Here is a 22,137-nt window from a genome sequence, read left to right on the forward strand (position 1 = left end):
TGGGTGAGTTGTTGTAAAGCTGGTGACTGCTGTTTCCAGTGATGCCAATACAGTTTTAAATCTGTTCTGCATTCCGGAAGGATTTCTAGCAAAGCGTTTTGTTGAAACCGATCTGCAATCTGATAGTCCGGCACCAGACCATAACTCAGTCCGGCAAAGACTGCTTCTGCAAAAGCAGTCGAAGAAGGAATATAGTAAGAAGGATAGCTTTGTTGAGAAAGACCGTGATGAGTCAGTCAAGCTTCACCATGCATGTGATCCTGATCATTATAAATAATTGCAGGCGCCTTACGTAGAGACTCGCGATGGATGCCTTGACTAAACCATCGCTGAAAAAATGCAGGTGTCACTACCAATAACGCATAGCACCAATCAGTTGAGCCTGATAGCCTTTCATGGCTTGTTGCTGTGAACTGATATCTTGATGTACTGATTGCGATGGTAATGTGGGGAATTGCAGTATGCCTGATCTTTGTGTGAGTGATAAAAAATGAGTCTAATTGGGACTCATTTTTTATTTTAAATAGATTTTAAGCTGCTTGGAGTGCTTTTAAATCTTCTAAAACCTGTTCAGCATGCCCCGCTGCTTTTACTTTACGGTATTCCTTCACCAGTTTGCCATTATGGAAAATGAAAGTAGAACGCTCAATGCCCATAACTTTTTTGCCATACATGTTCTTTTCTTTAATCACGTCAAAATGATTGCAGAGTAGTTCTTCTTTATCACTGATCAGGTTGATGCTAAGGTTCTGCTTTTCCGTAAAGTTTTGGTGAGCTTTAACTGAATCGCGTGATACTCCCAGAATTGTTGTATTTAGTGCATCAAACTGGTCTTTTAAACAGGAAAAACCAACAGCTTGTGTAGTACAACCTGGGGTGGAGTCTTTTGGATAAAAATAGATGATTAACCACGCTGCATCTAATTGAGCCAAGTTGATTTCACCAGTCGTAGTAGGGAAAAAATGGTCAAGCAAGCCGATCTCAGACATAAAAAACTCCATTGCTGTTGTAATTTTCACAAAAAAATAAGCCACATTATAGTGGCTTATTTATGCAAAGAATAATCAGAAATTATTTTTTGGCAGCAGCAGCTTTTTGGGCCTGTTCAGTTAAGGTTTTTAACTTACCGGTTAACTGTGGGCCAAAACATGCTTGCAAATCTTTATTTTGCTTTTGTACAAAAGCTAAAGTTGCTGGACTTTTCTTCTGGTTAATCGTGCTTTGAATTTCCCATTTCTGTGCATTGGTTAATTTACCATCTGCTTCAACAGCACAAGTACAATATTTGCTCACTTCAGAACTGGTCAGCTGTTTGCCTTTGCCAGTTTCTTCTTTACAAACATTGATCAAAGCAGCTTTAATATTGGTACTTTTGTAAGCATTTTGCAGTTTGCTGTCATCTGCTTGAGCAGTAGTTGCAAACAGTGCAGCGGCTGAAACTAAAGCTGAAAGAACAATATTTGACTTAAAATTTTTCATAAACTTTACCTTGTTATTACGGTATATAACGTGTCGGATCTTCAACACCTGCATCTGCAAAACCTTGTTTACGCAGACGGCAACTGTCACATGTACCACAAGCACGTCCTTGGTCATCTGCCTGGTAGCAAGATACCGTTTGGCTATAGTCTACGCCATGATCAAGGCCTAAGCGAATGATATTTGCTTTGGATAAATGTAACAGAGGTGTTTCAAATTTGAGCGCCTGACCCTCTACACCGACCTTGGTCGCAAGGCGTGCCATATTGGCAAAGGCTTCAATAAATTCAGGACGACAGTCAGGGTAACCGGAATAATCGACGGCATTAATTCCGATCACAATTGCTTCTGCACCAAAAACTTCAGCTGCAGCCAGTGCATAAGACAAGAAAATTGTATTGCGTGCTGGGACATACGTCACAGGAATACCTTCCTGAAGTTGGTCTGGCACATCAATACTGTGATCAGTCAGGGCAGAGCCACCGAGGTTACCTAAGTCAATATTGATGACACGATGTTCTACACCTGCACGACCAGTCAAAGCTCTTGCTGCATCAAGTTCAGTGGTCGAACGCTGGCCATACATAAAACTTAAAGCAATACATTCGTAGCGTGCCTGCGCCCAGGCTAAACACGTGGTTGAGTCTAATCCGCCAGATAACAATACAATGGCACGAGGGCGCATAGCTAAATCTCCAAAATATTTGATAAATAATTAACGACCAGTTTCGTCATTCCATAACAGCTTATGTAACTGTAGCTGGAAGCGAACAGGGAGATGGTCTTCTAAAATCCATTGGGCCAGATCACGTGCCAGCTGTGGCATACGCGCTGTACCTTTTTCCACTTCAAAAGCAGGCGAGAACCAGACCGTACCGACTTTTTCATTAAGCTGATATTGTTTAACCTGCTGTTTGGACCATTCATAATCTTCACGATTACAGATTACGAACTTGATCTGATCGTGCTGGGTTAAATGGTCGAGATTGGAAAGCAAATTTCGTGCAACTTCACCCGAAGTTGGCGTTTTCAAGTCTAATACTTTTGATACACGAGGATCTACCTTAGACACATCCAGCGCACCGCTGGTTTCCAAGGAGACTTCACAGCCGGCATCGGCCAGGCGCTGCATTAACGGCAAGGCATTCGGCTGTGCCAGTGGTTCACCACCAGTCACGCAGATATAAGGTGTCTTAAAATCGAGTGTGGTTTGAATGATTTCTTCTAAAGATTTACGCTCACCACCTTCGAAAGAATAGGTGGTATCGCAATAGGTACAACGCAGTGGACAACCCGTCAAACGGATAAAGACTGTTGGCAGACCTGCTGTATTGGCTTCACCTTGTAATGAATAAAAGATCTCCGTGATGCGTAAACCCGCAGACGGATCAGAAACAGGGATAGCAGAAGATCGAAGCGTACTCATAACAAAATTAACCAGAGAAGAAAGAACAATGTATAAAAATAAAAATCCCTACGATCATTACTGACCGTAGAGACGAAGAGCGACTAAAGCTCTGAGGAACATTAAGTTCCTAAAAAGTTAAGACTTAGTCTTCACGCAACAGATCGTTCAGGCTAGTTTTCGCACGTGTTTTTGCGTCAACTTTTTTCACGATCACAGCAGCGTACAGGCTGTATTTACCGCATTTAGAAGGAAGGCTGCCAGATACAACGACTGAACCAGCAGGTACACGGCCGTAGTGGATTTCGCCAGTTTCACGGTCATAAATCTTGGTGGATTGACCAATAAATACGCCCATAGAAATCACAGAGCCTTCTTCTACGATTACGCCTTCTACGATTTCAGAACGTGCACCGATAAAGCAGTTGTCTTCGATAATGGTTGGGTTTGCTTGAAGTGGCTCAAGAACACCACCAATCCCTACACCACCTGACAGGTGAACATTTTTACCGATTTGCGCACATGAACCTACAGTTGCCCATGTATCAACCATCGTACCTTCATCAACATACGCACCGATGTTCACATAAGAAGGCATCAATACCACATTTTTCGCCTGGTAAGAACCTTTACGTGCTACAGCAGGTGGTACTACACGTACACCAGCAGCTTTGAACTGTTCTTCAGTCCAGTCACCAAACTTAGTATCTACTTTGTCATAGAAGCGAAGATCACATGCTTCCATTGGTTTGTTGTCATTCAGTTTGAAAGACAACAATACAGCTTTCTTAATCCATTGATGAACAACCCATTCACCATCGATTTTTTCAGCTACACGTAAAGAGCCATTGTCCAGGCCAGCAATTACTTCCTCAACTGCTTGACGAACTTCAGCAGCACAATCCGCTGCTGTGAAATTCGCACGGTCTTCAAACGCTTGTTCAATGATTGTTGAAAGCTGAGACATGATCTTCCTTCCAGAAAAAAAATTTCCAAGATTTTACACTATATTGAGCAAAGATTAGATGGAAAACACGACTTATATCAAAATTAATTCTTCCGAATTATGGAGAAAATGGATGTGTCAAGTTTCATTAAAAGATTAATGAATATTATATTTATATAGCTCATGATTTAATCAATAAATAGAAAATTTCTAGTAAAAGCATCCAATTAAGGTGACTGTGCAAAAAACCTCATGAAAATCATATAAAAGGCATCAAATGTATCAAAAGTTTACATAAACTCAGCAAAACTTGAATAAAGAGTGATCATATTGTGAATTAAGATGCAGGCATAACGAAGAGTAAAAACGTTAAAAATAATTTTTTTGAGGAGACATAGATGAAAACTTTTGCTAAATATTTTGCGCTGTCTGTACTTGCTGCAGCAACCACTTCTGTCATGGCAGCTGATGAAGTCATTGTAACCGACGAAGGCGTTGCTGAATTCTCTTTCTTCAAACCTGCTGCTGTTCGTGCTGAAGTCGGTACTACTGGTTACGGTGGTGCAATCTCTTGGAGCGCTAACCCATATGTAGGTGTAACCTTAGGTTATAACGGCGGTGATATCTCTTGGTCAGATGATATTGAAGTAGATGATGTCAACTACGATGTCGATATGGACAACAATCTGGTTTATTTAAATGCTGAAATCCGTCCTTGGGCGAACTGGTTCTATGTTGCAGCTGGTGTAGGTTATATTGATCAGCAATATGGTTTACTTGCGCGTAATGATGGCGGTACTATTGAAATAGATGGTAATGAAACTAGTTTAACCAGCCTAGGTTATGATTTAGATTACAGTAACGAAATTGCGCCTTATCTCGGTATCGGCTTTTCACCAGCAATTACCAACCGTTGGGGTGTATTTGGTGAAGTAGGTGCTTATTATACTGGTAATCCTAATGTTACCAATGTACGCACTACAGGTGGAGCACCGGAAGATGCTCAGTTAGTTGCTGATCATATCAATGAAGTACGTAATGATGATAAATATGAATGGCTTCCAGTGGCTAAGCTAGGTGTAAGCTTCCGTTTCTAATTATTCGATTTAATAAAAAAACGAGCTTTGGCTCGTTTTTTTATATCTATCAAGTTATTAAATTAATTTATGTGTTTAATCTTACTTCAATATATCAAGCTAAAAGTCCATAAGGTTCTTAATTTTTAAATATTACTCTGAAGCTCAATTATGCCTGTGTTTCAAGAAATACTTACTTGAAAAAAACATAAAAAAGAGGCTAAAAAGCTTCATTTCATTTACTTAGATTTTATAGATTAGTCATCCGGATAAGCTACTTTTTTTAGTGCTCGAATGTCTGCATCTGGAGAGCAAAGCGAGATAAATTCGTAGCCATAACCACGTAATAAATGGCCTTTACGTACAGCAATCCATGTTGTATTTACACCAAAAATATCAGTTTTAATTTGTTTTAAGCGATAATCACGTTCTGGGTCGTATGCCACATCATTGACAATACCGACACCCATATTCAGCTCTACATAAGTTTTGATTACGTCGGCATCTAGGGCGGACATTACGATATCCACATCAAAACCTGCTTCTTCAAAAGCGGTATCGATTTTAGAACGGCCTGTAAAACCACCGTGATAAGTGATGATCGGATAATTCGCCAGATCTTCAATACGTATATTATCTTTCTTGGTTAATGGGTGGTTTTGAGGCGTGATAATGCTGTGTTGCCAGTTATAGTACGGCACACTGGCCAGGTTATCTTCAGTCGTTAAGGCTTCAGTCGCAATCCCGATGTCTGCTTCACCTTGTAGCAGCATTTCGGTAATTTCAACCGGACTGGCCTGTTGCAGAATAAGATGAACTTTTGGAAATTCTTTTTTGAACTGATTTACGATCGGCGGTAATACATAACGTGCCTGGGTATGCGTTGTCGCAATGGTCAATGTCCCTTCATCAACCTTGTTAAAGTCATCTGCCAGACGTTTGATATTGTCAGCATCGACCAGCATGCGTTCCACAATCCCGAGTAATGCCTGACCTGGTTCAGTCAGACCGAGTAAACGCTTACCTTTACGGATGAACAGCTGTACACCAAGTTCATCTTCCAGGTCTTTAATATGCTTGCTCACACCCGATTGTGAGGTATACAGTGCTGCAGAAGCTTCAGTTAAATTAAAGTTTTGACGAACAGTTTCTCGAATAATTCTTAATTGTTGGAAATTCATTTTCTATATACCCTATAAGCGGATGGGGCTGAAATGGCCCCATCTGAATGTGTCTTAAGCAACCTGATTTGCAAATAAATGCAGGTTAAGTGGACTTAACCATACAGTCTGATTTGGTCGGAATTGATGCGCTCGTGCTTCTTCAGGTGTCAGTGAAATTTCAATCAGGTTACCCTGACGGTCATTCAGTTCTGCAACGACTTTACCGGCAATCCATAATTCACGAATAAAGGTCGCCTGAATTGCATTGTCCTGTGGCTGAGCGGAGATACGCAGTTCATCAGGGCGGGCGAATACAATTACATCACCTTGTGGATGCTGTTGTGCCGCATCAAATTGGATGCGATCTTCACCCAACTGAATGATGCCGCCATTATTCTGACCTTCGAAACGGTTGGCTTGACCCAAGAAGTCGAACACGAATGGCGTTTTCGGAGTTTCATATACTTCACGTGGTGAACCAATCTGTTCGACATTCCCTTTGTTCATCACCACAATTTGATCTGCAACTTCCAGTGCCTCTTCCTGATCATGCGTCACGAAAATAGAAGTGATATGCAGCTCATCATGCAGGGTACGTAACCAGCGACGCAGTTCTTTACGCACTTTGGCATCTAGCGCACCAAAAGGTTCATCTAGTAATAGTACGCGTGGTTCAACCGCTAGGGCACGCGCAAGCGCAATACGCTGACGCTGACCACCAGACAATTGAGCAGGGTAGCGATCTGCCAGAAAGCCGAGTTGTACCAGATCCAGTAAACGGGTGACACGTTTCTTGATTTCAGTCTCTGATGGACGGGTTGAACGTGGGCGAACACGTAAACCAAATGCCACGTTGTCATACACTGTCATATGACGGAACAGCGCATAGTGCTGGAATACAAAACCGACTTCACGTTCACGCACATGGACATTAGTTGCATCCTGACCTTCCAGAATGACCTGACCACCATCTGCAGATTCAAGACCAGCAATAATACGCAGCAGGGTGGTTTTACCACAGCCTGAAGGACCCAAAAGAGCTACTAGCTGGCCATCCGGGAAATCCAGGGAAATATTATTCAGTGCATGGAATGCACCAAAGTGTTTTTCAATATTTTTAACTTGAATACTCATGTAGGCATTCCTTAAGAAACTGTTAAATCGTCATTACGTTTGTTTTGTTTTTCCTGGCGCATTTCTACCCAAGTTTTAAGCACCAAGGTCACAATTGCGAGGAGAGCCAGGAGCGAGGACACAGCAAACGCAGCACTAAAGGTATATTCGTTATAGAGAATTTCGACGTGTAGCGGCAAAGTATTGGTTTCACCGCGGATATGACCAGATACTACTGATACCGCACCGAACTCACCCATGGCACGTGCATTACACAGAATCACGCCATAGATCAGACCCCATTTAATGTTTGGCAGGGTCACTTTCCAGAAGGTTTTCCAGCCTGATGCACCGAGTACAATTGCAGCTTCTTCTTCTTCGGTGCCTTGAGCTTCCATTAAAGGAATCAATTCACGCGCTACGAAAGGTACCGTAATAAAGATGGTGGCCAAAACAATTGCGGGTACGGCGTACAGGATCTTAATGTCATTATCCATTAACCAGCTACCCATCCAGCCTTGGGTACCGAAAATCAGCACCAGCATCATACCGGCGATGACCGGGGATACCGAGAAGGGTATATCGATAATCGTGGTCAGGATAGACTTGCCCGGGAAGTTAAACTTCGCCACTGACCAAGCAGCAGCCACACCAAATACTACGTTTAACGGTACTGCAATTGCAGCAGTTAATAGCGTTAGTTTCACCGCAGATAATGTATCTGGATGAACCAGTGCCTGAGTATATACGCCGACGCCTTGCTTGAACGCTTCAACAAAGACCAATACCAAAGGCAGAATCAGGCAACTTAAAAAGAAGATCAGCGCAATTGTGAGTAGGGTATAACGTACCCATTTTGGCTCGCGAGTTGCATCACGGGATTGCAGCTTTTCAGCAAGTGCATTGCTGTTGGTATTTAAACTCATCGTGCAGTTCTCCCTGTGCGACGGCTAGCCCAAGCTTGTAACAAGTTAATCAGGAACAGCATCACAAATGAAATCAATAGCATCACGACAGCAATCGTGGTTGCACCCGCATAGTCATATTCTTCCAGACGCGAGATAATCATCAGCGGAGCAATTTCCGTTTTAAACGGCTGGTTACCGGCAATAAAGATGACCGAACCGTATTCACCCACGCCACGTGCAAATGCCAGGGCAAAGCCTGTAATCAATGCGGGTAGCAGAATCGGGAAAATAATTTTGGTCACGATTTGGAAGCGGTTTGCCCCGAGCGCAGAAGCAGCTTCCTCAAGTTCAGTTTCCAGATCAGACAGTACTGGCTGAACCGTACGCACCACAAAAGGAATCCCAATAAAGATCAGCGCCAAGGTAATACCTATCGGGGTATAAGCCACTTGAATACCTATTGGTTCCAGATACTGACCGATCCAGCCTGTAGGTGCATACAGTGAAGTTAATGCAATACCGGCTACGGCAGTTGGCAGGGCAAATGGTAAATCTACCAGAGCATCAATAATACGTTTACCTGGGAAGCTATAACGTACCAGACACCAAGCCAGTAACAGACCAAAAACAACATTGATCAGGGCTGCGATAATGGCGGCACTAAAACTCAGCTGAAGTGACTTGAGAATACGTTCAGAGCTCAGGATTTCCCATAAGCCATCCCAGCCAATGCCAAGTGATTTAATAAATACGGCAGACAGTGGAATAAGAACGATTAATGACAAATACGCTAGGGTAAAGCCTAGAGATAGACCAAATCCTGGCAGCACTCGGGATCGCTGCGACATGATTACTCCTCAAAAGAGAGAATGCTGATTGAAGACAACCAGCGAATATTAAAAATGAAATTTGCGACAAGCATAATTTGCAACATCTAAAATGCAAATTTAAAAAAATACTTGCCTTCATCAGTATTGCTGATATGTTGCATCGGCATCTCTGAATTCAGGTATTGTTTAATTTCAGGGAAGGGGCCAAAGCCCGAGGCAACATTGATATGACCGACGGCGCCCAGATTAATCGGCTGGATTTTCCAGGATTCGGCAAAAGCATGTGCATCTTCAAAACTCAGCCAAGGATCATTTTCACTGATCAGCATGATGGTCGGAACCTGAAGCTTGAGCTGATGGAAATAAGCGCTGTAATCTGTTTGGCTATCACGTGCAAAGCCATTTTCACTAAAACGGGCTGGGTTGGCCGGAGCCACCAGAACCAGTTTTTTAATTTTTCGACAAAGTTCTGGATGCTGGTCAAGTGCTGCAAGACTGGTCAGGCAGCCAAAGCTGTGCGCTACGATTTCAATATCATCTTCAATTTGCTGTACAGATTTGACAAACTGCGCTACCCAGCTACTCAGTACCGGATGGTTCCAGTCTTGCTGTTGAACACGGGAGCATTGCATCAGACCACGTTGCAACCAGGATTGCCAGTGATCATGTTCACTGCCACCTACACCTGGAACAATGAGGGTATGTATCATGCGAATGCTCCTTATCTGTTCAATGCGAAACTTATTTTGCTGTATTGGCTTTCACGATTTGATCGAAAATGCCGCCATTTTCAAAGTGAGCTTTTTGCACTTTGTCCCAACCACCAAATTCCTGATCAATCGTCACCAGTTTTAAGGGCTTGAAGACCTGACTGTACTTTGCCAGTACTTTTTCATTACGTGGACGGTAGAAGTTACGTGCTGAAATTTCTTGACCTAGTGGTGAGTAGAGGAAGTTCAGGTAACCTTGTGCCAGGTATTTGTTGCCTTTTTTCGCTACTGTTTTTTCTACGATCGCAACTGGTGGTTCAGCCAGAATAGACAAAGAAGGTGTGATGATTTCAAACTTGCCGGGTTGTTCACGAAGTGCCAGATGCGCTTCATTTTCCCACGCCAGTAATACGTCACCGATACCGCGTTCAGCAAATGTCGTTGTTGAACCACGTGCACCTGAATCTAGGACTTTGGTCTGCTTGTAGATTTTGCGAACAAATTCTTGTGCTTTGGCATCATTACCGCCTGGTAGGTGTTTTGCATAAGCCCATGCTGCCAGATAATTCCAACGCGCCCCACCAGAGGTTTTTGGATTTGGTGTAATGATTGCGACATTAGGTTTAACCAGATCGCCCCAGTCTTTAATATTCTTTGGATTGCCTTTACGCACCAGGAATACGATGGTTGATGTATAAGGTGTAGAGTTGTGAGGCAATTTTTTTTGCCAATCCGCAGGGAGTAATTTGGCTTTTTCTGCAATAACTTCGATATCAGCAGCCAGTGCTAATGTCACTACATCAGCTTCCAGACCATCAATCACAGCACGTGCCTGTTTACCAGAACCACCATGTGACTGTTTAAAGTTAATAGTTTGGCCCGTACGGCTTTTCCAGTATTTGCCAAATTCTTTGTTGACGTCTTCATAGAGTTCACGCGTCGGATCATAAGAGACATTCAGAAAATCCCGCGCTGCTGCACCAAAAGAAGTTGCTGAAATAACAGCAGCCAAAACCCCAATTTTTAATTTTGTTGTAATGCTCATGTGAACCTCAAACTCTTACACGTTTTGTAACATGAGTGAAGAATAAACTTATTCTTTATGCATAAAAAATAATTAAAAATGAATTTTATATGAAAATAAAAGATAAGTGGATAAGTACGTATCTGAAACAAGAATGGCCTTATTGAATAAGGCCATTAACGCTGCATTTATAAGACTTTATTTTGCACTGTTCGCTTTTACGATCTGGTCAAAGATACCGCCATTGTCAAAGTGTTGCTTCTGAACCTTAGTCCAGCCTCCAAATTCTTTATCAATCGTAACCAGTTTTAGTGATTTAAATACATGACTGTATTGCTTTAACACGGCTGCATTACGAGGACGATAGAAGTTCTTTGCTGCAACTGCTTGGCCAGCAGGTGAGTACAGATAGTTGAGGTAGGCTTTAGCCAGATTTTCATTACCATCTTTCTTGGCATTCTTTTCTACAATTGCCACAGGTGGTTCAGCCAGAATAGACAGAGAAGGCGTGATGATTTCAAACTTGCCGGGTTGTTCACGAAGTGCCAGCTGTGCTTCATTTTCCCAAGCCAGCAATACATCACCAATGCCGCGTTCAGCAAATGTCGTTGTTGCACCACGCGCACCAGAATCCAGTACTTTGGTCTGTTTATAAATCTGGCGAACGAATTCTTGTGCCTTGGCATCATTACCCCCTGGCTGGTGTTTTGCCCATGCCCAAGCTGCCAGGTAGTTCCAGCGCGCGCCACCAGAAGTCTTCGGGTTTGGCGTAATGATATCTACACCCGGTTTAACTAGGTCGCCCCAGTCCTTAATGCCTTTCGGATTGCCTTTTTTGACTAAGAAAACAATTGTTGAGGTATATGGTGTCGAGTTTTGCGGGAATTTCTTCTGCCAGTCTGTCGGTAACAGGCCACGTTTAGCAATTTCATCAATATCTGCTGCCAGAGCCAGTGTAACGACATCTGCATCCAGACCATCAATCACGGCACGTGCCTGTTTGCCTGAACCGCCATGTGATTGTTTAAAATTAATATCTTGACCAGTAGATTTTTTCCAGTAAGCACTGAATTCTTTGTTAAAGTTGTCGTACAATTCGCGAGTTGGGTCATAGGATACATTTAAGAAATCCTTTGCAGACACACTAAATGCAGTCGCTGAAATCAGTGCTGCAAGTACCCCAATTTTTAATTTACGGACGTTCATATTTGCCTCAAATGTTTCTTTGTTTTGTTGGATGGGGCAAGAATAGCTGGAGATTTTTTGCATAAAAAATAATTAAAAACGAATTTTATGTGAGTAAAACAGATATATAGACAGAGCTTATATTTCATCGCTCTATCCGTCACCAGAGAGGCTTCAAAAGCATGCTGTATTTAAAAAATGCTCAACCCGTCAAAGATATAGATGTGCTGGATCGTGCCTTTCATTATGGTGATGGATGCTTTACTACCGCTCGCATCCGTCGAAACCGGATCGAGTTAGCAGACCGTCATCTAGCCCGTTTAAGGATGAGCCAGCAAAAATTAAGTTTGCAGGCTGATCTGGACCTGATTGAAAAAAGTTTGCAAGCGTTATTGAAATCAGAAGCTGAACTGAACGGCACCTTAAAGATTGTACTGAGTCGTGGTATAGGGCAGCGTGGTTATAGCCTGCCAGACCATCCGGCAGATCTTTGGGTGTTCTATTATCCGAAAACTGTACAGGACTTCAGTTATGAACAGATTCAGACGGGTGTATTGCAACAGGCCATTGGTCTCAGTATGCCGAATCTGGTGGGGCTGAAAACCTTAAACCGTCTGGAACAGGTTTTGCTTAAACAGGAAGCGGATCAGCATGGCTGGCCGGAAGCACTGGTAACTGATGTGCAGGGTACAATTGTTGAAGGGGTGAGCAGTAATTGCTTCATTCGTATAAACAATACATGGATTACACCAGAACTTCGTTATAATGGCGTCTTCGGTGTGATGCGTGCAGAAATTTTGCAACGTATGCAGGATCAGGGCATTATCTGTCAGCTGCGTGATGTGGAAATGGATGAAATTCCTCATATCGACAGCTTGTTTTTCTGCAATGCGCTCAGTCCGATGAAAATTGCCACTCAATTTGAGCAGCGTGCTTTAAATGTAGATGCTTGTATTGAACTTTTTAACCGTCTTCGATTGAATCAGATGCCTTATTAATATGTCAGCTTCCAAGTCTAAAACCAAAAAGAAAAATAATGCCAAACGCCCTGGTTTCATGAAAGGGATAGTTCTATTTCTAATCGGGATACTCCTAGTTCTAGGGTTGATCCTGAAAGCTAGCCTATGGAAAGATTATCCTGTAGAAGGTCAAAAACAGTTACTGGCAATTAGTAACGGTGAAACCTATTCTGGATTTATTGATCGGCTGGCCAAAGAAAATCATGTCAGCTTTCCGATTATTTTAAAGCTGTATCAGCGCTTCATCATTCATGACACGATGAAAGCAGGTGTTTATGAAGTACGCGATGGCATGAGTATCCGTCAAGTGCTGGAAATGATTTCCAATTCGGAAAATGCTCAAATGAACCGGATTCTGGTGGTTGAAGGTACCACTTTCAAACAGCTGATCGATACTTTAAAGAAAGATGATCTGGTAACTAAAGAAGTGGTGAATTTGCCAACCGATCAATTGCTCAAAGAACTCAATATTCCATTCAATCATCCTGAAGGTCTATTCGCTCCAGATACCTATTTCTTTGCCAAAGGCGAAACAGATCGCAAGATTCTGACCGATCTTTATCAGCGCCAGATGAAGTCTCTGGACCAGGCTTGGGAAAAACGTGCTTCAGATCTGCCATATCAGAATAAATATGAAGCGCTGATCATGGCATCGATCATTGAAAAGGAAACCAGTCTGGATAGCGAGTTACAACAGGTGTCTGGTGTATTTGTGCGCCGTTTGAAAATCGGCATGCGTCTACAGACAGATCCAACCGTAATTTATGGCATGGGCGATAAATATCAAGGCAATATTACCCGTCAGGATCTGCGCACACCGACAGCATATAACACCTATACCATTTCAGGCTTGCCGCCAACACCAATTGCCCTGCCGAGCAAAAAAGCGATTGAAGCAGCGATGCATCCAGATAATTCACAAAATATTTACTTTGTTGCAACGGGTAATGGTGGGCATAAGTTCAGCACGAATCTGCAAGATCACAATAGAGCAGTGCAGGAATATCTCACTGTTTTACGTTCAAAAAATTAAGGAGTGAGCATGTTTATCAGCTTTGAAGGCACTGAAGGTGTAGGGAAAACCACGCTCATTCGTCGTATCTATGATGATTTTGTTGCACAGGGCAAAGAAGTGGTGTTGACCCGTGAACCGGGTGGCACGCCGATGGCCGAACAGATCCGTTCACTATTGCTGGCGGTGAATCATGAAGAAGCCATGTGTAATGACACTGAGCTGTTATTGATGTATGCCGCACGAGCACAGCATTTAGCACAGGTTATTCTGCCTGCGCTTAAGGCAGGTAAGATAGTCTTGTGTGACCGTTTTACTGATGCCAGTTTTGCCTATCAATGTGCAGGGCGTGGACTCAGTGAAGCCAAGCTGAATTTACTGAATGATAATTTCGTGGCACGTATGCCAGATGTCACTTTCTGGCTGGATGCGCCAATTGAACTCGGCATGAACCGTGCCCGTGAACGTGGTGCGCTGGATCGTTTTGAACAGGAGAAAGTCTCTTTCTTTGAGAAAGTAAGAAGCGGTTATGAAACTTTGTGGCAGCGTCATCCGCAACGTATGAAGCGTCTCGATGCGACTCAAGCTCCAGAGCAGGTTTTTGCTCAAGCCATGGCAGAATTACAGGTGGTCTGAGCAGTCAGATTAAAACCAGTTCAATTCTTTAAAAATCTTCTATATTGTTTTCAATATGGAAGATTTTTTATGAAAAGTACATTTGAACAGATCCTGCAGTTTTTAGAAGTAGAATTTCCACAAAGCCTTGAGCATTGTGAGGTCATGGATATACAGCCTCAAACCTCAACTGTTCGTTACCGTGTGAGTGATAGTCAGTTGCGTCCAGGTGGTACGATTTCTGGGCCAACCATAATGACGATCGCGGACTTTGGTTTGTATGTCGCAATTTTAGGAGAGATTGGTCTGGTGGGGTTGGCTGTCACCACCAATATCAACATCAATTTTTTGCGTAAGCCCGATGGACAGCGTGATCTGATTGCAAAATCTCGCCTGATAAAAGTTGGAAAAGCACTTATTGTCGGGGAAGTTTGGGTCTATTCAGAAGGTATGGAAGAACCTGTTGCACATGTCACCGGAACTTATTCGATTCCGTCTAAATCAGTATCTTAATCGCATAAAATAAAAGAACTATATTTTTTTAATAATGATAAAAATAAATAAATTCAATTAGTTGTGATTTAATTATTATTTATATAGCTGATTTGGGAGCGGTGATACAAAGCTGGTCCTGCGCAAATAATGAGGCACAATTGACCGGAAGATTGGGAAGGTTAATGGCAATCGCAGATCATAAAATGGACAGCTATTTCAACAGAAGCTGTATCCACTTGCGGGAAAAATTGCTAGAGAGACTTAATGAGCATTATTTACATCAGACTGCTCGCCGTAGTTGTGCTTATACTCAAGTGATGGGTTCAGATTTATCTAAAAATCTTGAAAGCTGCAATCTAGATATATAGCAAATAAAAAAACCGGATCATGAGATCCGGTTTTTTACACTTAAGTATTTAAACTTCTGCTGCATTCACCAATGGCTGTTCCACTTCAAAACTTGGTGGAATCAGTACAGTTTTGCGTAACTCAGGTAACTGTTCCGGATAGTCCAGGGTATAGTGCAGACCACGGGATTCTTTACGTTGCATGGCACAGCGCACAATCATCTCCGATACCAGCACCAGATTACGCAGTTCTATCAGGTTTTTGCTGACCTGATAATCCTGATAATACTCGGTAATTTCTTTTTTCAGCATTTCAATCCGGTGCAGGGCACGTTCCAGACGCTTGGTGGTACGGACAATGCCTACATAGTTCCACATGGTCTGACGCAGCTCATCCCAGTTTTGCAGAATCACTACATCTTCATCCGGATTAGTTACCTGTGAATCATCCCAGGCTGGGACTTCAGGTATGGATTGGTTCGCTTTAAAATTTTCCTGAATATGCTTGGCTGCACTCATGCCATAAACAAAGCATTCCAGCAGTGAATTACTGGCCATACGATTCGCGCCATGCAGGCCGGTATATGAAGTCTCGCCAATAGCATATAAACCAGCAATATCAGTTTGACTATTCTCGTCAACCACCACACCGCCACAGGTATAGTGTGCTGCGGGTACCACCGGAATCATTTCCCTGGTGATATCAATTCCCAGCTCTAATAGGCGTGCATACAGCGTCGGGAAGTGCTCTTTAATAAAGTCTTCATCTTTATGGGTAATGTCCAGCCAGACATGACGGATCCCCAGGCGTTTAATTTCATAGTCAATGGCACGCGCCACGATGTCACGCGGTGCCAGTTCAGCACGTTCATCAAAACGCAGCATGAAACGTTCACCATCCGGTAGACGTAAGTATGCCCCTTCACCACGCATGGCTTCAGTAATCAGGAATGAACGCGCTTGCGGGTGGTATAAACAGGTCGGATGAAACTGGTTGAACTCCATATTGGCGACTCGACAGCCGGCGCGGTAAGCCATCGCAATACCGTCACCCGTAGCAATATCTGGATTCGAAGTATAGAGATAAGCCTTCATTGCACCACCACAGGCTAGGGCAGTAAATGGTGCCAGAAAAGTATGTACCTGTTCGGTGTGTTCATCCAATGCATACAGGCCGAGTGCCCGGTTTTCACCTGCATGACCAAGTTTTTTGGAGCAGATCAGATCAATCGCAATATAATTTTCAAAGATATGAATATTCTGCTTTTCTTGGGCTCGCTGTACCAAAGTAGTGGAAATCGCACGTCCTGTAGCATCTGCTGCGTGAATAATGCGGCGCTGAGAATGGCCCCCTTCACGAGTCAAATGCAGTTGTTCCTGTTCATCTAGTGTGAACTGCACGCCATGCTTGAGCAGGAAATCGACTGAAGGCTTGCCCCCTTCAACGGTCTGCTTGACTGCATCCATTTCACACAATTGTGCCCCGGCAATCATGGTGTCATCGATATGCTGCTCGAGAGAATCCATTTCATCAAGTACAGCTGCCACACCCCCCTGGGCATAAAATGTACTCGCATCCGTAAGCGTTGATTTGGCTAAAACTACAATATTAAAATGTTCTGGTAAAGATAAGGCTAAACTTAAGCCGGCGCCGCCGCTGCCCACAATAATCACATCAAAATGATGTGTCGTGTGTAAATTAGACATGACTATTCAGCTAACTGAAAAAAAGTCCGGCTATCACAGCGCTTTTTTGTACAAAAGGCAAGCATTTATCTACCCATAAATTTATGAAAAAAAGTAATGAAAGCTGAAACTTAAGGCTTTAAAAATGGCATAATATCAGCAAGTAGAATAAGAACATTTCGTTACTTAAATTTTGTATAGTTTATGATAAAACTAATTTAAATAGGTTTATCAGTCATTTGAGTGAATAAATATATGAAAATCTTGGATGTTAAACACGGAATATTTGCGGCAACATTAACAATGACGGCATTGCAGGCGGGGGCAGCCACTCCAGTTGATTTTTCAAATCTGGTTGCACAAGTCAGTCCGGCAGTGGTGAGTGTCAATGTTGTTAAAAAAATGTCCGAAGAAGAGCTATTACAACAACAAATTCCAGATATTTTACGCCGTTTCTTTGGTAATCAGGTCATTATTCCTCAGCCACGTGCACCTCAAGAAAAAACAGGGTATGGCAGCGCCTTCTTTATCAGTAAAGACGGCTATTTGCTGACTAATCACCATGTGATTGAAAATGCATCCAAGGTGACCATTACCTTAAATGACCGTCGTGAAATTGATGCAACAGTTGTAGGTAGCGATGAACGTACTGACGTGGCTTTACTTAAGGTCAATGGTGCAGGTTTCCCGGAGTTACGCACGGGAGATGTCGGGCGTTTACGTGTCGGTGAGCCTGTACTCGCCATCGGTTCACCATTTGGTTTTGACTATTCGGCTTCTGCCGGAATTGTCAGCGCCAAGATGCGTAATATGATGGGTGAAACTGCAGTGCCATTCATTCAGACTGATGTAGCTTTAAACCCGGGGAATTCTGGTGGGCCGCTGTTTAACCAGCACGGTGAAGTAGTCGGGGTGAATTCACGTATCTTTAGTGGAACTGGCGGTTATATGGGCTTGTCATTCTCCATTCCAATTGATGTCGCAATGGAAGTGGCTGACCAGTTGAAACGCAATGGTAAAGTTACCCGTTCTTATCTGGGCGTAAGCTTGCAAGATATTGACCGTAATCTGGCAGAATCTTATAAGCTGTCTAAGCCGGAAGGTTCATTGGTAACCCAAATTGCACCCAACTCGCCAGCGGCCAAAGCAGGCTTACAGGCGGGAGATGTCATTCTTAAATATAACGGGACTGATATTTCTCGTACCAGTGAATTGTTGAATTACTTAAACCGTTCTGCACCAAAACAGCAGATCCAGTTAGAAGTATTGCGGGATGACAAACGCCGTAATATCAATGCCACTTTAAGTGCAGCACCGGACGATACCCCAGCGAATGCCAGCAATCAGGCGCAACCAAACAAAGGACCAGTCATCGGGGTCACTATTCGTAACCTGACACCAAATGAAATGAGTAGTTTAGACATCAAAGGTGGTGTAGTGATTCAGGATGTGCGTCCAGGTGGAGTTGCGGCACAAGCACGTATTATGCCGAATGATGTGGTGACCAATATTAATGGCAAGACTGTTCTGAACAGCAACCAGTTTGTAGAAACTGTATCTGAATTAAACAAAGGCAGCGTCGCGCGGGTAACACTTATCCGTCAAGGACAGCGCGTGATCGTGGGCATGCGGGTCTCATAAATGCATCATTTGTTGGTAAAAACCGTCTGAACTCAGGCGGTTTTTTTAATATTTGGCAATTTACCCTGCAAATAAAATCTGTAGACTCTAAGTCGCTATATGATCTAAAGGATAAGAAACGCGTGAAGGGTATTTTTGATCTGAAGTTAACAGTAAAACCAGAACATATTGATATCTTGGGGCATGTAAATAATGTGGTCTATGTGCAGTGGATGCAGGATGTTGCAACCGCGCATATTGAACAGATCGGTTTGGGTCTAGAGCAGTACCTGGAATTAAAGCATGCCATGGTCGCAGTCGAGCATCATGTGCAATATCGCAAGGCAGCATTTGAAGGTGATGAGCTGATTTTGCGTACTTGGTTAAATGATATCAATGCACTCTATTCATTCCGCCAATATGCCTTCTATCGCCCGGCAGATCAGAACCTAATCTTTACAGGGAGTACGCAATGGGCCTGTGTGGAAATTGCCACTGGTCGTCCGAAGCGGATGTCACCGACATTTACCCAAGCCTATCAACCCTTATTAGCAGATATCAATCCTTTGGATTTTAGTCAGTTGTATCTGACAGATTAAATATCAACAATGAAGCACACTTAAATGTGGTTGTGTGTATTTAAACGACAATCGCTCTGATGTTGCCAAAACTTGGTTAGAGCGATTTCATGGCAAACAAAGTAGTGGAATGAGCGACGAAAATATAATTCTTTTTCTGTAACTGCATTCTGCTATAATCCTCGGCAATTTCTATTCGGCTTTTGTTGTGCAATCCCTTTATATTGCATGGCGCGTTTTTTCTCAAGGTAGCCCATGGCGCAAGCTAAAAAATCTGTTGATATTAAAAACATTCGTAACTTCTCGATTATTGCGCATATTGACCACGGTAAATCGACCCTGGCGGATCGATTCATTCAAACCTGTGGTGGTTTGCAGGATCGTGAAATGCAGGCTCAGGTTCTCGATTCTATGGAGCTTGAACGCGAACGTGGGATTACCATTAAAGCGGCATCGGTGACCTTGTACTACACACACCCGAATGGCCAGGAATATCAGCTAAACTTCATTGATACTCCGGGACACGTGGACTTCTCGTATGAAGTATCGCGTTCACTTGCTGCGTGTGAAGGTGCATTGCTGGTTGTAGATGCAGCACAGGGTGTAGAAGCACAGTCTGTTGCAAACTGCTATACCGCAATTGAGCAAGGTCTGGAAGTATTGCCAGTTCTGAACAAGATTGACTTGCCGCAGGCTGAACCTGAACGTGTGATTCAGGAAATTGAAGACATCATTGGTATTGAAGCCACTGAAGCACCGACCTGTTCTGCAAAAACAGGCCTGGGTATTGAAGGTGTGCTGGAAACTCTGGTGAATGTGATTCCTGCGCCAACAGGTGACCGTGATGCACCGCTGCAAGCATTGATTATCGACTCATGGTTCGATAACTACCTGGGCGTTGTGTCTTTAGTTCGTGTGAAACAGGGTCGTGTGCGTAAAGGCGACAAGATGTTGATGAAATCAACTGGTCAGACGCACATCATTACTTCAGTAGGTATCTTCAATCCAAAGCATACCGAAACCGATATTCTTGAAGCGGGTGAAGTAGGTTTTGTGATTGCGGGCATTAAAGACATCTTTGGTGCGCCAGTCGGTGATACGATCACACTTGCCTCTACTCCAGATGTTGAAGTATTGCCAGGTTTCAAGAAGGTAAAACCTCAGGTTTATGCAGGTCTGTTCCCGATTGATGCCAGTGACTTTGAACCTTTCCGTGAAGCGCTGCAAAAATTACAGATTAACGACTCTGCCTTGTTCTTTGAACCTGAAAGTTCAGATGCACTTGGTTTTGGTTTCCGTTGTGGCTTCTTGGGGATGCTGCATATGGAGATCGTACAGGAGCGCCTGGAACGTGAATACGATCTGGATCTGATTTCATCTGCACCGACTGTAATTTATGAAGCGGTGATGAAAAATGGTCAAACGATCTATGTCGACAGTCCATCAAAAATGCCAGACGGTTCAACAGTAGAAGACCTGCGTGAACCGATTGCAGAATGTCATATCTTAGTACCACAAGAATATCTGGGCAATGTGATGACCTTGTGTGTTGAGCGCCGTGGTGTGCAAAAAGACATGAAGTTCATGAGTAATCAGGTATCCATTACCTTTGAAATTCCGATGGCTGAAGTGGTCATGGATTTCTTCGACAAACTGAAGTCTTGCTCACGCGGTTTTGCCTCACTGGACTATAACTTTGTGCGCTTTGAAAGTTCATCATTGGTTAAAGTTGATGTCCTGATCAATGGTGACAAAGTGGATGCCTTGGCAATGATCTGTCACCGTCAGGATGCACGTCACCGTGGTATTGCCCTGGTTGAAAAAATGAAAGACCTGATTCCACGTCAAATGTTTGATGTCGCGATTCAGGCAGCCATTGGTGCACAAATTATTGCCCGTTCTACTGTAAAAGCGATGCGTAAAAACGTATTGGCAAAGTGTTATGGTGGTGACGTGTCACGTAAGAAAAAACTTCTGTCTAAACAGAAAGAAGGTAAGAAACGTATGAAGCAGGTGGGTAGCGTAGAAATCCCACAAGAAGCGTTCTTAGCCGTATTAAAAGTCGAACGCTAAAATAATAAGGATATAAGCCCATGGATTTTGATTTTAATTTAATTCTTGTTCCTGCCACGCTGTTTTTTATTGCAATATGGCTGCTTGATAAGTTTGTTCTGAAACAGCGACAGACCAAAGGCAAGGGCAATGAAAATTTTATCATTACCTGGGCTTATGACTTCTGGCCAGTGCTGACCGTTGTGCTGGTTCTGCGTTCATTCTTGTACGAGCCTTTTAATATTCCATCTGATTCCATGGTGCCCACCCTGGAAACAGGTGACTTCATTCTGGTCAATAAATTCGATTATGGTGTGCGTCTGCCCATCATCAATAGCAAAATTATTGATACTGGAAGTCCAGAACGTGGTGAAGTGGCGGTATTCCGTTATCCACCACAACCTGGTATTAGCTATATCAAACGTATTGTAGGTTTACCGGGTGATCATATTGTCTATGATCATGGTCAATTGATTATTAATGGTGAAAAAGTCACTAAAGTTCCTGTTGAATTTAGCCGTGAAAAAGACCGTTTAGATACGCCTGAATCAATTTATCACAAAGAGACTTTAGGTAAGCATACCTTTACCATGCGTGAGCTTGAAGGGGTAAATGTGGCGCGTCAGGCACCATTTATCAACTTTGTGGAAAATGGTAAATATTCAGGTGAAAATGGTTTATATTGGGAAGTAAAAGTTCCAGAAGGTCAGTACTTTGCAATGGGGGATAATCGTGATCAGAGTGCTGACAGTCGCTTCTGGGGATTTGTTCCGGAAGAAAATTTAACCGGTCGCGCATTCTATATCTGGATGCATAAAGAACCAGGTTTTAAATTACCTTCGTTTAGCCGAAACGGAACAATTGACTAATTTAT

General features: G+C 43.0%; 23 protein-coding genes. 10 read left to right on the plus strand and 13 right to left on the minus strand.

Annotated elements, in window-relative coordinates; translation table 11 throughout:
• Positions 1 to 22: 22 nt before the first annotated feature.
• On the plus strand, positions 23 to 277 hold the full coding sequence (locus C3420_RS17625; RefSeq protein WP_228152964.1) for a hypothetical protein: 255 nt from the start codon (positions 23 to 25) through the stop codon (positions 275 to 277).
• Positions 278 to 530: 253 nt separating this feature from the next.
• Here the strand turns inward: C3420_RS17625 and C3420_RS10330 are convergent, their stop codons facing one another.
• The 5 genes from C3420_RS10330 to dapD all read right to left on the minus strand — a co-directional run bounded on the left by C3420_RS10330 (position 531) and on the right by dapD (position 3,851).
• The gene (locus C3420_RS10330) at positions 531 to 989 is read right to left on the minus strand and encodes a peroxiredoxin (protein WP_103800258.1); all 459 of its coding nucleotides are present in this window, start codon (positions 987 to 989) and stop codon (positions 531 to 533) included.
• An 82-nt stretch (positions 990 to 1,071) separates the two neighbouring features.
• A complete protein-coding gene (locus C3420_RS10335) occupies positions 1,072 to 1,479 on the minus strand; it encodes a hypothetical protein (protein ID WP_004815159.1) in 408 nt (135 codons plus the stop codon).
• A gap of 16 nt (positions 1,480 to 1,495) precedes the next feature.
• Entirely contained in the window at positions 1,496 to 2,164 is a 669-nt protein-coding gene (gene queC / locus C3420_RS10340; RefSeq protein WP_004815160.1) for a 7-cyano-7-deazaguanine synthase QueC, read from the minus strand.
• A gap of 30 nt (positions 2,165 to 2,194) precedes the next feature.
• Positions 2,195 to 2,905, minus strand: a complete 711-nt coding sequence (queE, locus tag C3420_RS10345; protein WP_103800259.1) for a 7-carboxy-7-deazaguanine synthase QueE — start codon at positions 2,903 to 2,905, stop codon at positions 2,195 to 2,197.
• Positions 2,906 to 3,029: 124 nt separating this feature from the next.
• Complete coding sequence (dapD, locus tag C3420_RS10350; RefSeq protein WP_103800260.1) at positions 3,030 to 3,851, minus strand: 2,3,4,5-tetrahydropyridine-2,6-dicarboxylate N-succinyltransferase; 822 nt, start codon at positions 3,849 to 3,851, stop codon at positions 3,030 to 3,032.
• Between the two features lie 377 nt (positions 3,852 to 4,228).
• Between dapD and carO the strand changes: the two genes are divergently transcribed.
• Positions 4,229 to 4,927 (plus strand): ornithine uptake porin CarO, encoded by a 699-nt coding sequence (gene carO, locus C3420_RS10355; RefSeq protein ID WP_103800261.1) that lies wholly within the window; start codon positions 4,229 to 4,231, stop codon positions 4,925 to 4,927.
• Between the two features lie 236 nt (positions 4,928 to 5,163).
• On the opposite strand, the gene C3420_RS10360 is transcribed toward carO, so the two are convergent.
• From C3420_RS10360 to C3420_RS10390, 7 genes are all read right to left on the minus strand, one after another.
• Positions 5,164 to 6,087: a CysB family HTH-type transcriptional regulator gene (locus C3420_RS10360; RefSeq protein WP_004815164.1), complete on the minus strand. Its 924-nt coding sequence runs from the start codon at positions 6,085 to 6,087 to the stop codon at positions 5,164 to 5,166.
• 54 nt (positions 6,088 to 6,141) lie between these two features.
• Entirely contained in the window at positions 6,142 to 7,203 is a 1,062-nt protein-coding gene (locus C3420_RS10365; protein ID WP_103800262.1) for a sulfate/molybdate ABC transporter ATP-binding protein, read from the minus strand.
• Between the two features lie 11 nt (positions 7,204 to 7,214).
• Entirely contained in the window at positions 7,215 to 8,108 is an 894-nt protein-coding gene (cysW, locus tag C3420_RS10370; protein WP_004892240.1) for a sulfate ABC transporter permease subunit CysW, read from the minus strand.
• Positions 8,105 to 8,938 (minus strand): sulfate ABC transporter permease subunit CysT, encoded by an 834-nt coding sequence (gene cysT, locus C3420_RS10375; protein ID WP_004815168.1) that lies wholly within the window; start codon positions 8,936 to 8,938, stop codon positions 8,105 to 8,107. Before cysT ends, cysW begins: the two co-directional genes overlap by 4 nt.
• 86 nt (positions 8,939 to 9,024) lie before the next feature.
• Positions 9,025 to 9,630, minus strand: a complete 606-nt coding sequence (locus C3420_RS10380; RefSeq protein WP_076753847.1) for an RBBP9/YdeN family alpha/beta hydrolase — start codon at positions 9,628 to 9,630, stop codon at positions 9,025 to 9,027.
• Between the two features lie 31 nt (positions 9,631 to 9,661).
• Entirely contained in the window at positions 9,662 to 10,675 is a 1,014-nt protein-coding gene (locus C3420_RS10385; RefSeq protein ID WP_103800263.1) for a sulfate ABC transporter substrate-binding protein, read from the minus strand.
• A gap of 177 nt (positions 10,676 to 10,852) precedes the next feature.
• Entirely contained in the window at positions 10,853 to 11,860 is a 1,008-nt protein-coding gene (locus C3420_RS10390; RefSeq protein ID WP_076753844.1) for a sulfate ABC transporter substrate-binding protein, read from the minus strand.
• 161 nt (positions 11,861 to 12,021) lie between these two features.
• Between C3420_RS10390 and pabC the strand changes: the two genes are divergently transcribed.
• From pabC to C3420_RS10410, 4 genes are all read left to right on the plus strand, one after another.
• Positions 12,022 to 12,837, plus strand: a complete 816-nt coding sequence (pabC, locus tag C3420_RS10395; protein ID WP_076753843.1) for an aminodeoxychorismate lyase — start codon at positions 12,022 to 12,024, stop codon at positions 12,835 to 12,837.
• Position 12,838: 1 nt separating this feature from the next.
• Complete coding sequence (gene mltG / locus C3420_RS10400) at positions 12,839 to 13,891, plus strand: endolytic transglycosylase MltG (RefSeq protein WP_076753842.1); 1,053 nt, start codon at positions 12,839 to 12,841, stop codon at positions 13,889 to 13,891.
• 9 nt (positions 13,892 to 13,900) lie between these two features.
• Positions 13,901 to 14,506 (plus strand): dTMP kinase, encoded by a 606-nt coding sequence (gene tmk, locus C3420_RS10405; RefSeq protein ID WP_076753841.1) that lies wholly within the window; start codon positions 13,901 to 13,903, stop codon positions 14,504 to 14,506.
• Between the two features lie 69 nt (positions 14,507 to 14,575).
• Entirely contained in the window at positions 14,576 to 14,998 is a 423-nt protein-coding gene (locus C3420_RS10410) for a PaaI family thioesterase (RefSeq protein ID WP_076753840.1), read from the plus strand.
• Positions 14,999 to 15,396: 398 nt separating this feature from the next.
• On the opposite strand, the gene nadB is transcribed toward C3420_RS10410, so the two are convergent.
• Entirely contained in the window at positions 15,397 to 17,040 is a 1,644-nt protein-coding gene (gene nadB / locus C3420_RS10415; protein ID WP_171294465.1) for an L-aspartate oxidase, read from the minus strand.
• A 228-nt stretch (positions 17,041 to 17,268) separates the two neighbouring features.
• On the opposite strand from nadB, the gene C3420_RS10420 reads away from it, so the two are divergent.
• The 4 genes from C3420_RS10420 (at position 17,269) to lepB (ending at position 22,132) form a co-directional block, all read left to right on the plus strand.
• Positions 17,269 to 18,654 (plus strand): Do family serine endopeptidase, encoded by a 1,386-nt coding sequence (locus tag C3420_RS10420; RefSeq protein WP_004815187.1) that lies wholly within the window; start codon positions 17,269 to 17,271, stop codon positions 18,652 to 18,654.
• 122 nt (positions 18,655 to 18,776) lie between these two features.
• Positions 18,777 to 19,232, plus strand: a complete 456-nt coding sequence (locus C3420_RS10425; RefSeq protein ID WP_005222761.1) for an acyl-CoA thioesterase — start codon at positions 18,777 to 18,779, stop codon at positions 19,230 to 19,232.
• 234 nt (positions 19,233 to 19,466) lie between these two features.
• Positions 19,467 to 21,284 carry a translation elongation factor 4 gene (gene lepA / locus C3420_RS10430; RefSeq protein ID WP_004815191.1) on the plus strand — a complete coding sequence of 606 codons (1,818 nt, stop codon included), beginning with the start codon at positions 19,467 to 19,469 and terminating at the stop codon, positions 21,282 to 21,284.
• Between the two features lie 20 nt (positions 21,285 to 21,304).
• Complete coding sequence (gene lepB / locus C3420_RS10435) at positions 21,305 to 22,132, plus strand: signal peptidase I (RefSeq protein ID WP_008307639.1); 828 nt, start codon at positions 21,305 to 21,307, stop codon at positions 22,130 to 22,132.
• Positions 22,133 to 22,137: the final 5 nt, after the last annotated feature.

Source organism: Acinetobacter sp. ACNIH3 (assembly GCF_002918965.1).
Taxonomy (GTDB): Bacteria; Pseudomonadota; Gammaproteobacteria; order Pseudomonadales; family Moraxellaceae; genus Acinetobacter; species Acinetobacter schindleri.

Coding starts and splice junctions, on each gene's coding strand:
- C3420_RS10330 (WP_103800258.1), bottom strand. CDS start 989: ATGTCTGAGATCGGCTTGCTTGACCATTTTTTCCCTACTACGACTGGT.
- C3420_RS10335 (WP_004815159.1), bottom strand. CDS start 1,479: ATGAAAAATTTTAAGTCAAATATTGTTCTTTCAGCTTTAGTTTCAGCC.
- queC (WP_004815160.1), bottom strand. CDS start 2,164: ATGCGCCCTCGTGCCATTGTATTGTTATCTGGCGGATTAGACTCAACC.
- queE (WP_103800259.1), bottom strand. CDS start 2,905: ATGAGTACGCTTCGATCTTCTGCTATCCCTGTTTCTGATCCGTCTGCG.
- dapD (WP_103800260.1), bottom strand. CDS start 3,851: ATGTCTCAGCTTTCAACAATCATTGAACAAGCGTTTGAAGACCGTGCG.
- carO (WP_103800261.1), top strand. CDS start 4,229: ATGAAAACTTTTGCTAAATATTTTGCGCTGTCTGTACTTGCTGCAGCA.
- C3420_RS10360 (WP_004815164.1), bottom strand. CDS start 6,087: ATGAATTTCCAACAATTAAGAATTATTCGAGAAACTGTTCGTCAAAAC.
- C3420_RS10365 (WP_103800262.1), bottom strand. CDS start 7,203: ATGAGTATTCAAGTTAAAAATATTGAAAAACACTTTGGTGCATTCCAT.
- cysW (WP_004892240.1), bottom strand. CDS start 8,108: ATGAGTTTAAATACCAACAGCAATGCACTTGCTGAAAAGCTGCAATCC.
- cysT (WP_004815168.1), bottom strand. CDS start 8,938: ATGTCGCAGCGATCCCGAGTGCTGCCAGGATTTGGTCTATCTCTAGGC.
- C3420_RS10380 (WP_076753847.1), bottom strand. CDS start 9,630: ATGATACATACCCTCATTGTTCCAGGTGTAGGTGGCAGTGAACATGAT.
- C3420_RS10385 (WP_103800263.1), bottom strand. CDS start 10,675: ATGAGCATTACAACAAAATTAAAAATTGGGGTTTTGGCTGCTGTTATT.
- C3420_RS10390 (WP_076753844.1), bottom strand. CDS start 11,860: ATGAACGTCCGTAAATTAAAAATTGGGGTACTTGCAGCACTGATTTCA.
- pabC (WP_076753843.1), top strand. CDS start 12,022: ATGCTGTATTTAAAAAATGCTCAACCCGTCAAAGATATAGATGTGCTG.
- mltG (WP_076753842.1), top strand. CDS start 12,839: ATGTCAGCTTCCAAGTCTAAAACCAAAAAGAAAAATAATGCCAAACGC.
- tmk (WP_076753841.1), top strand. CDS start 13,901: ATGTTTATCAGCTTTGAAGGCACTGAAGGTGTAGGGAAAACCACGCTC.
- C3420_RS10410 (WP_076753840.1), top strand. CDS start 14,576: ATGAAAAGTACATTTGAACAGATCCTGCAGTTTTTAGAAGTAGAATTT.
- C3420_RS10420 (WP_004815187.1), top strand. CDS start 17,269: ATGAAAATCTTGGATGTTAAACACGGAATATTTGCGGCAACATTAACA.
- lepA (WP_004815191.1), top strand. CDS start 19,467: ATGGCGCAAGCTAAAAAATCTGTTGATATTAAAAACATTCGTAACTTC.
- lepB (WP_008307639.1), top strand. CDS start 21,305: ATGGATTTTGATTTTAATTTAATTCTTGTTCCTGCCACGCTGTTTTTT.